Here is a 14,407-nt window from a genome sequence, read left to right as displayed (position 1 = left end):
GACCGAGCCACGCGGGGCGCTAGCCTGAACCCACCATGACCGCAGGATCGCCGAGCACCCCAGCGACCCTCGCCCTCGAACGGGCAGGGATCCCGTTCACGCCGCACGTGTACGAACACCACGAGACGGCGACGAACTTCGGCGAGGAGGCCGCCGCCGCGCTCGGCCTCCGCGAGGAGCAGGTCTTCAAGACCCTCGTCGTCTCGGTCGACGGGCAGCTCGCCGTCGCCGTGGTCCCGGTCGCGAACCGTCTCGACCTCAAGGCCGTCGCGGCCGTGCTCGGCGGCAAGAAGGCGTCCCTCGCGCTGCCCGCCCTCGCCGAGAAGCGCACCGGGTACGTCGTCGGCGGGATCAGCCCCGTCGGGCAGAAGACGCCCCTGCGGACGGTCGTCGACGCGTCGGCCGCGGACTACCCGAGCATCTTCGTCTCGGGCGGCCGTCGCGGGTTCGACATCGAGCTCACCCCGGCCGACCTCGTCCGGGCCACGGACGCCCGGACGGCCCGGATCGCCCGGACTTGAGTCACCCCGGCGCAAGTTCTTCCCGCTGCCGGGAATGAGCCGACCCCTCCTGCGTTGCACTGAGTCGAAGGCACTCACGTTCCCCAGGAGGTCCCGTTGCCAGAGACGTTCGGCCCGACCGGCGGCGACGCGTTCGACGCGTTCCTCGCACGCCTGCTCGCGGCACAGCAGCCCGGCGGCCAGCGGTCGGTACCGCTCGGTCGACCGGTCGACATCACGCGGCTGCTCAGCCGCCGCACCCACGGTCTGCTCCAGCAGGCCGCGGAGTACGCCGTCGCCCAGGGCCAGCACGAGGTGGACGCACTCCACGTCCTGCACGTGCTCGTCCGGACCGACCCCTTCGGCGCCGTCCTGCAGCACGCCGGCGTCGACCCGGAGCGCTTCGCCGCCGAGGTCGAGCAGCGCCTGCCGATGGCCCGCGAGTCCCTGGACGCGGCTCCCGGGCGTCCGGGGCTGACCGCGACCGCGCAGCGGATCCTGCTCGAGGCCACCCAGGCCGCGCGTGGCTTCGGCAGCACCTACACCGACCCCGAGCACGTCTTCTTCGCGCTCGTCACCGACCAGGACACCGTGACGGGTCAGCTCCTCGCGAGCGCCGGGGTCACGCCGCAGGTCCTGCAGTCGTACGCACAGCAGGCGGCCGAGGCCGCACGAGAGGGGCGCCCGATGCCCGGCACCACCGAGTCCGACCAGCAGACCGACCAGCAGCAGTCCGACACCCCGACGCTCGACCGGTTCGGGACCGACCTGACCGAGCGCGCGCGGCAGGGCCGCATCGACCCGGTGATCGGCCGCGCCGCCGAGATCGAGCAGACCGTCGAGGTCCTGCTCCGTCGCACCAAGAACAACCCCGTGCTGATCGGGGAGCCCGGCGTCGGCAAGACCGCGATCGTCGAGGGCCTCGCGCAGCGCATCGCCGACGGCGACGTCCCCGGCCTGCTGCGCGGCAAGCGCGTGGTCGCCCTCGACCTCGCCGCCATGCTCTCCGGCACCCGCTACCGCGGCGACTTCGAGGAGCGCCTCACGACGGCCATGGACGAGGTCGCGGCGCACGCCGACGAGCTCGTCCTGTTCGTCGACGAACTGCACACCGTGGTCGGCGCGGGCGGTGGCGGCGAGGGCGGCTCGATGGACGCCGGCAACATCCTCAAGCCCCGCCTGGCCCGTGGCGACCTGCACCTCGTCGGTGCGACGACCCTCGCCGAGTACCGCCGCATCGAGAAGGACGCAGCCCTCGAACGGCGCTTCCAGCCCGTGACCGTCGGCGAGCCGAGCGTCGAGGACGCCGTCGCGATCCTCACCGGCCTCGCCCCGCGCTACGCCGAGCACCACGACGTCGAGTACACCCCGGACGCCCTGCGCGCCGCGGTCGAGCTGTCGCACCGCTACGTCACCGACCGGCACCTGCCCGACAAGGCCATCGACCTCGTCGACCAGGCGGGCGCACGCCGTCGGCTCGCCCTGTCGGGCGACGACGACGTCGCGGCCCTGCGCGAGCAGGTCGCCGCGCTCACGGCGGCCAAGGACGCCGCGGTCGCCGAGGAACGCTACGAGGACGCGTCGCGCCTGCGCGACGAGGTGGACGGACTGGAGGCGCGGATCACCGCCGCCTCACAGGGTGACGTCAGCCGCGCCTCCCGTCCGGCAGCCGGTGACCGCACGATCACGGAGGCCGACGTCGCCGAGGTGGTGTCCCGCGCCACCGGCATCCCGGCGACGCGCCTGACACAGGGCGACCGGTCCCGGCTCGCCGCGCTCGAGGACGACCTGCACGAGCGGGTGGTCGGCCAGGACGACGCCGTGAGCGCCGTCGCCACCGCGGTCCGGCGCAGCCGGACCGGCATGGGCGACCCGCGCCGTCCGGTCGGGAGCTTCCTGTTCCTCGGCCCGACCGGTGTCGGCAAGACCGAGCTCGCGAAGGCCCTGGCCGCGTCGCTGTTCGGCGACGAGTCGGCGATGCTCCGCTTCGACATGAGCGAGTACGGCGAGCGCCACACGGTGTCGCGGCTCGTCGGTGCCCCTCCCGGGTACGTCGGGTACGACGAGGCCGGCCAGCTGACCGAGCGCGTCCGGCGGAACCCGTACTCGGTGATCCTGCTCGACGAGGTCGAGAAGGCCCACCCGGACGTCTTCAACCTGCTCCTGCAGGTGCTCGACGACGGGCGGCTCACCGACGGGCAGGGCCGCACGGTGGACTTCCGGAACACCGTCGTCGTGATGACGTCGAACATCGGGTCGGAGTTCCTCGCGTCGCGGTCCGGCGCGCTCGGGTTCTCGGCGGCCGGTGCCGACGGGTACGCCGAGGAGGACCTCCGCGCCCGGGTGATGGGCAAGCTGCGCGAGGCGATGCGGCCGGAGTTCATCAACCGCATCGACGACGTCGTGCTCTTCCGCAAGCTCGAGCCCGGACAGCTCCGCTCGATCGTGTCGCTGCTGCTGCACGAGACCGGCCTCCGCCTGCTCGCACAGGGCATGACGATGACGGTCACCGACGCGGCCGCCGACTGGCTCGCCGAGCACGGGTACGAGCCCGAGTACGGTGCCCGACCGCTCCGCCGCCTCGTGCAGCGCGAGGTCGACGACCGCATCGCGACCCTGGTGGTCGACGGCGCCGTCGCGGAGGGCGACACCGTCCTGGTCGACGTCGAGGACGGCGCGCTCACGGCGCGGGTCGCGGAGCACGCCACGCGGTAGGTGACGGCGCGCCCGGACCCCGGTCCGTGCACGATCGCAACGACCCCGGTACCACCTCGGTACCGGGGTCGTCCCGTGTGCGCAGGAATGCATTCCGAGATTCTTCGAGGAAAGGGTTGCGCATGCATTCCCGGTGTGGATAGTGTTCACGAGCACACCGCGTCAGCACGAGACCGAGAGGGGGGCTGACCATGATGATCACCGCGATGACTCCGTTCCGTGGATTCCGTGGAGCCAGCTGGACCCCGCTCCGGGTCCGCTGACCGCGAGCGTCCCGCACCGCTCGACACCTGCCGTTCCGGCACGTCTGCACTGAGGTCCGCCCTCCGGGGGTGACCTGCCAGGCGTCGCCGGGCCCTGCCCATCCGCACCCGTGACCGCCGACCGTGTCGGCGTGGTCGCGACGGTGTCGGCTGCGCCCGGCGGGGGTACCCGTGCCGGTGCGGCGCTCGTCCAGCGGCATTCCACCACACCGCTCCCGTTCCGATCCGGAACCGTTGCGGAATGCACCGTCCGTGCATTGTTCCGACATTCCCGTCCGCATTCCCGGACGTGGTGTCGTGCCCGTTCTCCGGGCTTGTCGGACTGTCCTCCCGACGGGTTCTTCCGTGGCGCCGGTCGACCGGGTCCTCGTGATGCCCGACCGCCGGGCGTCCGCGCCGGCGCTCCGCCGCACCCTCCGTACCGCCCGTTCTCGGGCACCACTCCCTGAAGGGGAACCACCGTGTCGTCGAAGACCACGTCCACCCGTCCGCCCGACACCGCTGCAGCCGTGCGGCGCGTGTCCCTGGCCGACCGCATCGCCCTGCGCGTCGGCATGTCCCTCATCATCTGGAGTCGTCGGACCCACCGCGTGCGGCCGTCCGTCGACCACGCGACCCGGCAGCGCCTGGAGCGCGAGCGGCGCGAGCGCGAGCTCGACCTGCTCGTCCGCGGCGCCGCGATGCGCATGTGGCGCTGACCGGCCCGGTCGCCCGACGCCGGGGGCGCTCCGCTGCCGGACCATCTGCACAACGGGGAGCACCCGACCCGCGCGAGCGGGGTGCCGAGCGGCGCTCGCGTGCCCGGCGAGCCCGCGCCGGTGCGCCGCCCACGCGGCGAGCGGTGGGGGCGCAGGGAGGTGGGGCGCGCCTCCCGGCCGGCGTCAGCCCGCTCGGTTCGCGACCAGCGCGACCGCGTACGACGCGTACCAGGTGCCCGCCGCCGGGCCGCCGTTGCAGGTGCCGTCGCTCAGGCCCGGGGTCTTGACCCACAGCAGGGCGTCGAGCCCGGTCGTCCCGTTCGCCACGCGCGGGGTCTGCCCGAGCCCGGCGCCGGGCGGGTTGCACCACGTGCCGAGCCAGCCCCGGCCGTTCCGCGACACGTCGACGACGTAGCGGGAGCCACCGGTCAGCGCGCTGAGGCGCTCGGCGTAGGCCTGCTCGCCCTCGAGGGCGTAGAAGTTCGACACGTTCGTGAAGAACCCGCGCGCGCGGTCGATGCCGGCGCGCTGCAGCAGGTCGGCCTGCACGGCGGGCTTGTTCCAGTTCTCGTTGCCGCCGTCGAGGTAGGCGGGCACCCCGGCCGCGGCGAACGCGTCGACCGCGGCCGCGAGGAGTGCCGGGCGCGTGGCGTCCTCCGAGCGGCAGGTCGGCAGGTGCGAGAGCGAGTCCGGCTCGACGAGCACCACCGCCCGGTGCCCGCGGAGCATCCCGGCGATGCGCCCGTTCCACGCGGTGTAGTCGGCGGCGGTCAGGCCGCCGGCCGAGAACCCGCCGCAGTCGCGGTTCGGCACCGCGTAGGTGACGAAGACGGGGGTGGTGCCGGACGCCTCGGCGGCGGCGAGGTTGCGCGCGACGACGCGGTCGAGCAGGTCGCCCCGGAGCCAGTCGCCGAGCCAGGTCGCGACCGGCTGCGCGGCGATCGTGCGGGCGGCGGCGGCCTCGGTCGTGCGGCCCTCGGCGGCGAGCCGGGTGGCGGCGACCCCGGCCTGCGCGTCGGGTTGCAGCGTCGGGCCGCCCGCGAAGACCTCGACGGGGGGAGCGGTGCGGAGTGTGCGCGGCGTGACCGGGGGTCGGGCGACGGCGGTCGTGCTCGCGGTGGTGCTGGTCGACCCGCGGGGGACCGCGGCGGACGTGCGCGCGGCGGTGCTCCCGCTCGGTGCGGCGATCGCCGGTGCGCCGGTGAGCACGACCGCCCCGGTCAGGAGGGCCGCGGCGGTGACGACGGCTGCCCGGCGCCCGGCCCTGCCCGGGGTCGTCGTCCTGGTCGTCGTCCCGTGGGAGCCGGCCCTGCCCGGGATGGTGGTCCTGTGGTGGTGCACGGTTCCTCCCGACCGGGCGTGTGCCCTGCGCACGCGGTCCCGGTGCCGACCATGGGAACTCCTGCTCCCGTGCCGGGTCGAGCACCAGAAGGAGGGGGTTGACGGCTCCGCGGCGGCGTGGTGCGGGCACGGTCGACTACCGTTGTGCGGTGACCGAAACCGCTGCTGCCCTCGTCGAACGACTCACCGCGATCGTCCCGGACTTCCCGAAGCCGGGGATCCTGTTCCGCGACGTGACGCCGGTGTTCTCCGACCCGGTCGCCTTCGGCCGCGTCTGCGAGGCCCTCGCCGCCCCGTTCGCGATCGGCGCCGGGTTCTCGGCCGTCGCGGGCATCGAGGCACGCGGGTTCGCCCTGGCCGGCGGGATCGCCGCGCAGCACCAGGTCGGCGTCCTGACCGTCCGCAAGGCCGGCAAGCTCCCCGGCGAGGTGCTCAGTGAGCAGTACGCGCTCGAGTACGGCGAGGCCGAACTCGAGCTCCGCCCCGGGCAGCTACCCCAGGGCACCCGGGTGCTCGTCGTCGACGACGTCCTCGCCACGGGTGGGACCGGTGCGGCGACGATCACGCTGCTCGAGCGCGCCGGGTACGAGGCGATCGGGTTCGCGTCGCTGCTCGAGCTCGACGGGCTGGCGGGTCGGGAGCGCCTGGAGCCGCGCCTGCCCGTGACCACGCTCGGACGCGTCCCCGCCTGAGGCCGCGCACTAGTCTTGACCCACCCCTGATCCAACCGAGGAGCACCACGATCGTGACCGAGTCAGTCGCACCCGCGCCCGCAGACCTTCCCCAGGCACCCGAGCCCCGCACCGCGACGACGACCACGACGGGCACCGAGCTCTTCGACGGCGTCCGCGGCGTGGTGGCGATCCGCGTCGACGGCGTGCTCAAGGACCTCGCCGCCGACGTGCAGGCGGGCGAGACCGCCGAGCCGGTGACGCTCGACGAGCAGGACGGCCTCGACATCCTCCGTCACTCGGCCGCGCACGTGCTCGCGCAGGCCGTGCAGCAGATCAACCCCGACGCGAAGCTCGGCATCGGCCCGCCCGTCACCGACGGCTACTACTACGACTTCGACGTCGCCGAGCCGTTCACCCCGGACGACCTCAAGGCGATCGAGAAGGGCATGGACCGCATCGTCAAGCAGGCTCAGCGCTTCCGGCGCAAGGTCGTCACGGACGACGAGGCCCGCGAGCTCATGACGGGGGAGCCGTACAAGCAGGAGCTCATCGGGCTCAAGGGCGCCGCTGCCGAGGGTGACTCGGGCGAGAGCGTCGAGGTCGGCGCCGGCGAGCTGACCGTGTACGAGAACGTCGACCCGAAGACCGGCGAGGTCGTCTGGCAGGACCTCTGCCGCGGGCCGCACGTCCCGCACACCCGCTGGATCGGCAACGCCTCGAAGCTCATGCGCGTCGCCGCGGCGTACTGGCGCGGCTCCGAGAAGAACCCGCAGCTGCAGCGCGTCTACGGCACCGCCTGGCCGGACAAGGACCAGCTCAAGGCGTACCTCGTGCGCCTCGAGGAGGCCGCCAAGCGCGACCACCGCAAGCTCGGCGCCGAGCTCGACCTGTTCTCGTTCCCCGACGAGATCGGCTCCGGGCTGGCGATCTTCCACCCGAAGGGCGGCATCATCCGCCGCGAGATGGAGGACTACTCGCGCCGTCGGCACGAGCAGGAGGGCTACTCCTTCGTCTACACGCCGCACATCACCAAGGGCGACCTGTTCGAGCAGTCCGGGCACCTCGGCTGGTACAAGGACGGCATGTTCCCGGCCATGCACATGGACGAGGCGCGCGACGAGGACGGCAACGTCACCCGGCAGGGCGCGGACTACTACCTCAAGCCGATGAACTGCCCGATGCACATCCTGGCGTACCGCTCGCAGGCCCGGTCGTACCGGGACCTGCCGCTGCGGATGTTCGAGTTCGGCACCGTGTACCGCAACGAGAAGTCCGGCGTCATCCACGGCCTGACGCGCGTCCGCGGCATGACCCAGGACGACGCCCACATCTTCACCACCCAGGAGAAGATGAAGGAGGAGCTGACCACGACCCTCGAGTTCGTGCTCTCGCTGCTCCGCGACTACGGCCTCGACGACTTCTACCTCGAGCTGTCCACGAAGGACCCCGAGAAGTACGTCGGCGACGACGACGTCTGGGACATCGCGACGAACACCCTGCGCGAGGTCGCCGAGGAGTCCGGGCTCGAGCTCGTCCCGGACCCCGCGGGTGCCGCGTTCTACGGCCCGAAGATCTCCGTCCAGGCGCGCGACGCCATCGGCCGCACCTGGCAGATGTCCACCGTGCAGCTCGACTTCAACCTGCCCGAGCGCTTCGAGCTCGAGTACACGGCGCCGGACGGCTCCCGGAAGCGCCCGGTGATGATCCACCGCGCCCTGTTCGGCTCGATCGAGCGGTTCTTCGGCGTCCTGACCGAGCACTACGCGGGCGCCTTCCCGGCCTGGCTGTCGCCGGTCCAGGTCGTCGCGATCCCGGTCGCCGCCGAGTACGGCGACTACCTCGACGAGGTCGTCGCGAAGCTCCGCGCGCACGGGGTCCGTGCCGAGGTCGACCACTCGGACGACCGCATGCAGAAGAAGATCCGCACGCACACCAAGGCGAAGGTGCCGTTCCAGCTCATCGCCGGTGGCGACGACCGCGACGCCGGGGCGGTCTCGTTCCGGTTCCGCGACGGCCGCCAGGACAACGGCGTGCCCGTCGACGAGGCGGTCGAGCGCATCACCACCGCGATCCGCGACCGCGCGCAGGTCTGATGGTCGCCGAGCAGCCGGGAGGCTCGCCCGAGGTCCCCGGGACCGGTCACGTCGTCGACGCGGCCGGCGCCGGGGCCGCGGCTGCGCCCGGCGCGACGGACGCGGTCCGCCCCGGGGCCGCCGGCACCGGGTCCGCGGACGACCCGCTGGTCATCCGTGACGCCGCCACCGGCGCCGCGGTGCCGGACGCCTTCCAGCGCCTCTGGAACCCGCACCGGATGGCGTACATCGACGCCGGTCGCGAGGGCAAGGGGCGCGGGCACGAGGACGACTGCCCGTTCTGCGAGGCACCGGGGAAGTCCGACGAGGACGGCCTGATCGTCGCCCGCGGCGAGCACGCGTACGTGCTGCTCAACCTCTTCCCGTACAACAACGGCCACCTGCTGGTCTGCCCCTACCGCCACGTCCCGCTCTACGACGAGGCGACCCCCGACGAGCTCCGCGAGATGGGCGAGCTGACCCAGACCGCGATGCGCGTCCTCCGCGAGGTCTCGCACTGCGACGGCTTCAACATCGGCATGAACCAGGGCGAGGTCGCCGGCGCCGGTGTGGCCGCGCACCTGCACCAGCACGTCGTGCCGCGGTGGGCCTCGGACGCGAACTTCTTCCCGATCATCGCGCGCACGAAGTCGATGTCCCAGCTGTTGGGGGACACCCGCCGTCTCGTCGCGGAGGGCTGGCCCGCTGCGGACTAGACTGTCGGCATCATGAGCGACAGCACCAGCACCTCGGGCACCAACGGCAACGGCACCTCGATCACCGGCTCCGACCGCGTCAAGCGCGGCCTCGCCGAGATGCTCAAGGGCGGCGTCATCATGGACGTCATCGACGCCGAGCAGGCGCGCATCGCGGAAGAGGCCGGCGCGACCGCCGTCATGGCCCTCGAGCGCGTGCCCGCCGACATCCGCGCGCAGGGCGGCGTCGCCCGCATGTCCGACCCGTCGATGATCGAGGAGATCATCGCCGCGGTGTCGATCCCGGTCATGGCGAAGGCCCGCATCGGCCACTTCGTCGAGGCGCAGGTGCTGCAGGAGCTCGGCGTCGACTACATCGACGAGTCCGAGGTGCTGTCGCCGGCCGACTACGTCAACCACATCGACAAGTGGAACTTCACCACCCCCTTCGTCTGCGGTGCCACCAACCTGGGCGAGGCGCTCCGTCGCATCACCGAGGGCGCCGCGATGATCCGCTCCAAGGGCGAGGCCGGCACCGGTGACGTCTCCGAGGCGACCAAGCACATCCGCACCATCTCGAAGGAGATCGCGGCGCTGCGGTACCTCAAGGAGGACGAGCTCTACGTCGCCGCCAAGGAGCTCCAGGCGCCGTTCGACGTCGTCAAGGAGGTCGCCCAGACCGGCAAGCTCCCGGTCGTGCTCTTCACCGCCGGTGGCGTGGCCACCCCGGCCGACGCCGCGATGATGATGCAGCTCGGCGCCGACGGCGTGTTCGTGGGCTCCGGCATCTTCAAGTCGGGCGACCCGGCCGCGCGGGCCGCCGCGATCGTCAAGGCCGTGACCTTCCACGACGACCCCAAGGTCATCGCCGAGGTGTCCCGCGGGCTCGGCGAGGCGATGGTCGGCATCAACGTCGCCGACGTCCCCGCCCCGCACCGTCTCGCCGAGCGCGGCTGGTGAGCGCCCGACCCCGCATCGGGGTCCTGGCGCTGCAGGGTGACTTCCGCGAGCACATCGCCTCGCTGACCGAACTCGGCGCGGACGTCGTGCCGCTCCGCCGCCCGGAAGAAATCGACACCCTCGACGGTGTCGTGATCCCCGGCGGCGAGTCGAGCGTGATGGACAAGCTCTCGCGGGCGTTCGGCGTGGCCGAGCCCCTGTCGGCCGCGATCCGCGGCGGGCTGCCGACGTACGGCACGTGCGCGGGCATGATCATGCTCTCGTCGCGGATCGCCGCGGGCATCCCCGGGCAGCAGACGCTCGACGTGCTCGACACCACCGTGCGGCGGAACGCGTTCGGCAGCCAGAACGACTCCTTCGAGACCGACATCCCGATGCCGGCGCTCGGTGAGGCCCCGGTGCACGCGGTCTTCATCCGGGCCCCCGTGGTGGAGCAGCACGGCGCGGGCGTCGAGGTCCTCGGTGCCCTCGCCGACGGGCAGGTCGTCGCCGTGCAGCAGGGCAACGTGCTCGCGAGCGCGTTCCACCCGGAGGTCGCGGGCGAGGACCGCTTCCACCGCCGCTTGCTGGCGATGGTCGCGTCGGCCTGACGCGACCCGCGGGGCGGCGGCGATCCGCGCCTCCCAGCCGGTAGACTGGTGCGGATCTTCCGCTAGACGCAAGGAGCACCGTGTCCGGGCATTCCAAGTGGGCAACGACCAAGCACAAGAAGGCCGTCATCGACAGCCGTCGTGCCAAGTCGTTCGCCAAGCTCATCAAGAACATCGAGGTCGCGGCCAAGATGGGCGGTGCCGACCTGTCGGGCAACCCGACCCTGGTCGACGCGGTCCAGAAGGCCAAGAAGACCTCGGTGCCGAACGACAACATCGACCGCGCCATCAAGCGTGGCGCCGGCCTGACCGGTGAGTCGATCGAGTACACGACGATCATGTACGAGGGCTACGGCCCGAACGGCGTCGCGATGCTCGTCGAGTGCCTCACGGACAACAAGAACCGTGCCGCGGCCGAGGTCCGCACGGCGATGTCGCGCAACGGCGGCACCATGGCCGACCCGGGCAGCGTCGCGTACAACTTCTCCCGCAAGGGCGTCATCTCGGTGTCGAAGGTCGACGGCCTCGACGAGGACACCGTCATGACGGCCGTGCTCGACGCGGGTGTCGAGGACGTCATCGACCAGGGCGGCGGCTTCGAGGTCATCACCGAGGCGTCCGACCTCGTGGCGGCCCGCACCGCGCTGCAGGAGGCCGGCATCGACTACGACTCGGCCGACGCCGAGTTCGTGCCGGGGCTCAAGGTCCCGATCGACGCCGACACCGCGCGCAAGGTCTTCAAGCTGATCGACGCGCTCGAGGACAGCGACGACGTGCAGAACGTCTACGCGAACTTCGACATCCCCGCGGACGTCCAGGCCGAGCTCGACGAGGACGAGGACTAGGCAGATGCTCCGGGTGCTCGGGGTCGACCCCGGGCTGACCCGGTGCGGCGTCGGCGTGGTCGAGGTCGCACCGAACCGGCGCGCCCGGCTCGTGCACGTCACGGTCGTGCGCACGCCGGCTGACATGGCGCTCGAGCAGCGCCTGCTCCGCATCGCCGACGGCATCGCCGCCGAGATCGACGAGCACCGTCCGGACGCCGTCGCGGTCGAGCGGGTGTTCGCGCAGGCGAACGTCCGGACCGTGATGGGGACGGCGCAGGCCGCCGGGCTCGCCCTGCACGCCGCCGCGGCGCGCGGGCTGCCCGTCGGGCTGCACACCCCGTCCGAGGTGAAGGCCGCGGTCACGGGGTACGGCAACGCCGACAAGCGGCAGGTCCAGACGATGATCGCGCGGGTGCTCGGTCTCGACGAGGCCCCGAAGCCCGCCGACGCCGCGGACGCGCTCGCCCTGGCCGTGTGCCATGCCTGGAGGCTCGGATCGCCCGACCGGGTCGGCCCCGGTCCGGCGACGCTCACCCCGGCGCAACGCGCGTGGCGCGAGGCGCAGAACGGCGGGACCGCGGACTCGCCGCTCGCGCGTGCCGCGGCGGCCGCCGCGCGCCCGAACGGGGCAGCCGCCGCGCGTCGCGCGGCCGCCCGCCAGGCCTGATCCGACGCGTCGTGGCCGGCCTGGTCCACCGCTGCCCGTCCGAGCGCCTCCGTCGGCGCGCTGCTGGCCGGGTCGACCGCAGCCGGGCAGGCGTGCCCGTCGCCGCGCGGCGGTCCGGTGCCGTCGGTGGGCGGCCCTAGGCTCGTGGGCATGATCGCGAGTCTCCGGGGCACCTGCATCGACGTCGCCGGATCGGCCGTGGTGGTCGAGGCCGGGGGAGTGGGCTACGCCGTCACCGTCACCCCGGCCCACGCCCTGACCATGCGCCAGGGTTCCGAGGTGTTCCTGCGCACCGCGATGATCGTGCGCGAGGACGAGCACCTGCTCTTCGGGTTCGAGTCGACCGATGCGCTCCAGGTGTTCGACCTGCTCCGGAGCGTGTCCGGCGTCGGACCGAAGTCGGCGATCGGCGTCCTGGCGCACCTCGACCCGTCCCAGGTCGCGAACGCCGTCGCGAACGAGGACGACGCGGCCTTCCGCAAGGTGTCCGGCATCGGTCCGAAGACCGCGAAGCTCATCACGGTCGCCCTGGCCGGCAAGCTCGTCGCGTTCGAGCAAGCCCCCGCCGGTGCGCCCGTCGCGGGTGCCGCCGGTGCGCACCCGGCCGCGCTCGACGTCGTGTCGGCGCTCATCGGCCTCGGCTGGCGCGAGGACGCCGCGCAGTCCGCCGTCGACGCGGTCGTCGCAAACGACCCCGGCGCCGCAGCCATGGGCACGCAGTCGCTCCTCCGTGCCGCGCTCGGCACCCTCCGCCCGACGGGTGCGGGCCGGTGAGCGGCATCACGTCCGCCGGTGCCGAGTCCCAGGAGGAACTCGCCTTCGAGGGCGCGCTCCGCCCGAAGTCCCTCGACGAGTTCGTCGGGCAGCGCAAGGTCCGCGGGCAGCTCGACCTGCTGCTCAAGGCCGCAGCGATGCAGGAGCGCACGCCCGACCACATCCTGATGGCCGGTCCGCCCGGCCTCGGCAAGACGACGCTCGCGATGATCGTCGCCCACGAGTCCGGTCGCCCGCTGCGCATGTCGAGCGGCCCGGCGATCCAGCACGCCGGCGACCTCGCCGCGGTGCTGTCGTCCCTGGTCCCCGGCGAGGTCCTGTTCATCGACGAGATCCACCGCATGGCGCGATCGGCGGAGGAGATGCTCTACCTCGCGATGGAGGACTTCCGCATCGACGTCATGGTGGGCAAGGGTGCCGGCGCGACGAGCATCCCGCTCGACCTCGCCCCGTTCACCCTCGTCGGCGCCACGACGCGGGCGGGCCTGCTGCCGAACCCGCTGCGCGACCGCTTCGGGTTCACCGCCCACCTCGAGTTCTACGAGAAGGGCGAACTCGAGCAGGTCCTCATCCGGGCGGCGCACCTGCTCGAGCTGCAGATCGACCGGACCGCCCTGCGAGAGATCGCGGGCCGCTCCCGCGGGACGCCGCGCATCGCGAACCGCCTGCTGCGGCGCGTCCGGGACTTCGCGCTCGTGCACCGCACGTCCGACGGGATGGCGGCGGTGCAGGGTGCGCTCGACCTGTACGACGTCGACGAACTCGGCCTGGATCGTCTCGACCGCGCCGTGGTCGAGACGATGCTCACCCGGTTCGACGGCGGCCCGGTCGGCCTGAACACCCTCGCGGTGTCGGTGGGCGAGGAGTCCGAGACCATCGAGTCGGTCGTCGAGCCGTTCCTCGTCCGCGTCGGCCTGGTCACGAGGACCCCGCGCGGGCGCATCGCCACGCCGCAGGCCTGGCGGCACTTCGGCCTCACGCTGGGCGCGGGTGCCGCTGCGCAACCGGGACTCCCCATCGACGACTAGACCGCGTGGTATGTTGTGTACCGCCCAGCGGACCCCCGCGCGACAGCACCGTGCAGGATCGCCCGCCGACCCGTGCCCTAGACTGCTACGGCCCGAAGTCGAGCAACCAGAGAAGGCAACGCCCCCATGGACCAATCCATCTTCCTCATCGTCATCATCGTCGCGTTCGCAGCCTTCATGTTCTACAGCTCGCGCAAGCGCAAGAAGCAGCAGTCCGAGCTGCAGACGAAGATGCAGCCGGGTGCCCGCGTCATGCTGTCCTTCGGCCTGTACGGCACGCTGCTCTCCGTCGACGACGAGAAGGTCACCGCCGACGTCGAGATCGCCCCGGGCACCGTCGTGACCGTCCACCGTCAGACGCTCTCGCGCGTGGTGGACGACAACGCCTCCGACGTCGAGGAGACCCCGGTCGTCACCGACACCGCGGCCGCTGCCCCGGTGCTCGACCTCGGCAAGGACGACACCGACCGCCGCGTCGAGCCGGAGTTCGGCGAGCGGGTCGAGCCGGTCGACCCCGATGTGACCAAGCGCAAGACCGAAGACTGACACCCCGGGCCACCGGGTCCCTCGGGACCCGGTGGCCTCACCTCTGCCGCCGGCGTC

The 14,407-nt window shown here is 72.6% G+C and carries 14 protein-coding genes; 13 read left to right on the top strand and 1 reads right to left on the bottom strand.

Features of this window, described 5'->3' with window-relative positions:
* The first annotated feature begins 35 nt into the window (after positions 1-35).
* The 3 genes from ybaK to BEP24_RS08395 all read left to right on the top strand — a co-directional run bounded on the left by ybaK (position 36) and on the right by BEP24_RS08395 (position 4,176).
* Positions 36-521, top strand: coding sequence for a Cys-tRNA(Pro) deacylase (ybaK, locus tag BEP24_RS08405; RefSeq protein ID WP_065962293.1), 486 nt, complete (start codon positions 36-38; stop codon positions 519-521).
* Positions 522-617: 96 nt separating this feature from the next.
* Positions 618-3,215 carry an ATP-dependent Clp protease ATP-binding subunit gene (locus BEP24_RS08400; RefSeq protein WP_065962292.1) on the top strand — a complete coding sequence of 866 codons (2,598 nt, stop codon included), beginning with the start codon at positions 618-620 and terminating at the stop codon, positions 3,213-3,215.
* 724 nt (positions 3,216-3,939) lie between these two features.
* Positions 3,940-4,176 (top strand): hypothetical protein, encoded by a 237-nt coding sequence (locus BEP24_RS08395; protein ID WP_065962289.1) that lies wholly within the window; start codon positions 3,940-3,942, stop codon positions 4,174-4,176.
* Positions 4,177-4,359: 183 nt separating this feature from the next.
* Here the strand turns inward: BEP24_RS08395 and BEP24_RS08390 are convergent, their stop codons facing one another.
* Positions 4,360-5,517 carry a glycoside hydrolase family 6 protein gene (locus BEP24_RS08390; protein WP_171898762.1) on the bottom strand — a complete coding sequence of 386 codons (1,158 nt, stop codon included), beginning with the start codon at positions 5,515-5,517 and terminating at the stop codon, positions 4,360-4,362.
* 149 nt (positions 5,518-5,666) lie between these two features.
* Between BEP24_RS08390 and BEP24_RS08385 the strand changes: the two genes are divergently transcribed.
* The 10 genes from BEP24_RS08385 to BEP24_RS08340 all read left to right on the top strand — a co-directional run bounded on the left by BEP24_RS08385 (position 5,667) and on the right by BEP24_RS08340 (position 14,350).
* Positions 5,667-6,209, top strand: a complete 543-nt coding sequence (locus BEP24_RS08385; protein WP_065962287.1) for an adenine phosphoribosyltransferase — start codon at positions 5,667-5,669, stop codon at positions 6,207-6,209.
* A 161-nt stretch (positions 6,210-6,370) separates the two neighbouring features.
* Positions 6,371-8,284 carry a threonine--tRNA ligase gene (thrS, locus tag BEP24_RS08380; RefSeq protein ID WP_065962302.1) on the top strand — a complete coding sequence of 638 codons (1,914 nt, stop codon included), beginning with the start codon at positions 6,371-6,373 and terminating at the stop codon, positions 8,282-8,284.
* Positions 8,284-8,979 (top strand): HIT domain-containing protein, encoded by a 696-nt coding sequence (locus BEP24_RS08375; protein WP_083230224.1) that lies wholly within the window; start codon positions 8,284-8,286, stop codon positions 8,977-8,979. Before thrS ends, BEP24_RS08375 begins: the two co-directional genes overlap by 1 nt.
* 12 nt (positions 8,980-8,991) lie before the next feature.
* Complete coding sequence (gene pdxS / locus BEP24_RS08370; protein ID WP_065962284.1) at positions 8,992-9,918, top strand: pyridoxal 5'-phosphate synthase lyase subunit PdxS; 927 nt, start codon at positions 8,992-8,994, stop codon at positions 9,916-9,918.
* Positions 9,915-10,508: a pyridoxal 5'-phosphate synthase glutaminase subunit PdxT gene (pdxT, locus tag BEP24_RS08365; protein ID WP_065962281.1), complete on the top strand. Its 594-nt coding sequence runs from the start codon at positions 9,915-9,917 to the stop codon at positions 10,506-10,508. The genes pdxS and pdxT overlap by 4 nt, the downstream gene beginning before the upstream one ends.
* Before the next feature lie 80 nt (positions 10,509-10,588).
* Positions 10,589-11,353, top strand: coding sequence for a YebC/PmpR family DNA-binding transcriptional regulator (locus BEP24_RS08360; protein ID WP_065962279.1), 765 nt, complete (start codon positions 10,589-10,591; stop codon positions 11,351-11,353).
* Between the two features lie 4 nt (positions 11,354-11,357).
* Positions 11,358-12,002, top strand: a complete 645-nt coding sequence (gene ruvC / locus BEP24_RS08355; protein WP_065962278.1) for a crossover junction endodeoxyribonuclease RuvC — start codon at positions 11,358-11,360, stop codon at positions 12,000-12,002.
* A gap of 150 nt (positions 12,003-12,152) precedes the next feature.
* Positions 12,153-12,776 carry a Holliday junction branch migration protein RuvA gene (ruvA, locus tag BEP24_RS08350; protein WP_065962274.1) on the top strand — a complete coding sequence of 208 codons (624 nt, stop codon included), beginning with the start codon at positions 12,153-12,155 and terminating at the stop codon, positions 12,774-12,776.
* Positions 12,773-13,804 (top strand): Holliday junction branch migration DNA helicase RuvB, encoded by a 1,032-nt coding sequence (gene ruvB / locus BEP24_RS08345; RefSeq protein ID WP_065962272.1) that lies wholly within the window; start codon positions 12,773-12,775, stop codon positions 13,802-13,804. Before ruvA ends, ruvB begins: the two co-directional genes overlap by 4 nt.
* A gap of 126 nt (positions 13,805-13,930) precedes the next feature.
* The gene (locus tag BEP24_RS08340) at positions 13,931-14,350 is read left to right on the top strand and encodes a preprotein translocase subunit YajC (RefSeq protein ID WP_065962270.1); all 420 of its coding nucleotides are present in this window, start codon (positions 13,931-13,933) and stop codon (positions 14,348-14,350) included.
* Positions 14,351-14,407: the final 57 nt, after the last annotated feature.

It is taken from the genome of Curtobacterium sp. UCD-KPL2560 (assembly GCF_001705035.1).
Taxonomy (GTDB): Bacteria; Actinomycetota; Actinomycetes; order Actinomycetales; family Microbacteriaceae; genus Curtobacterium.
Note: the sequence above shows the minus strand (reverse complement) of the source record. Positions and strands in the feature narration are given on the sequence as shown.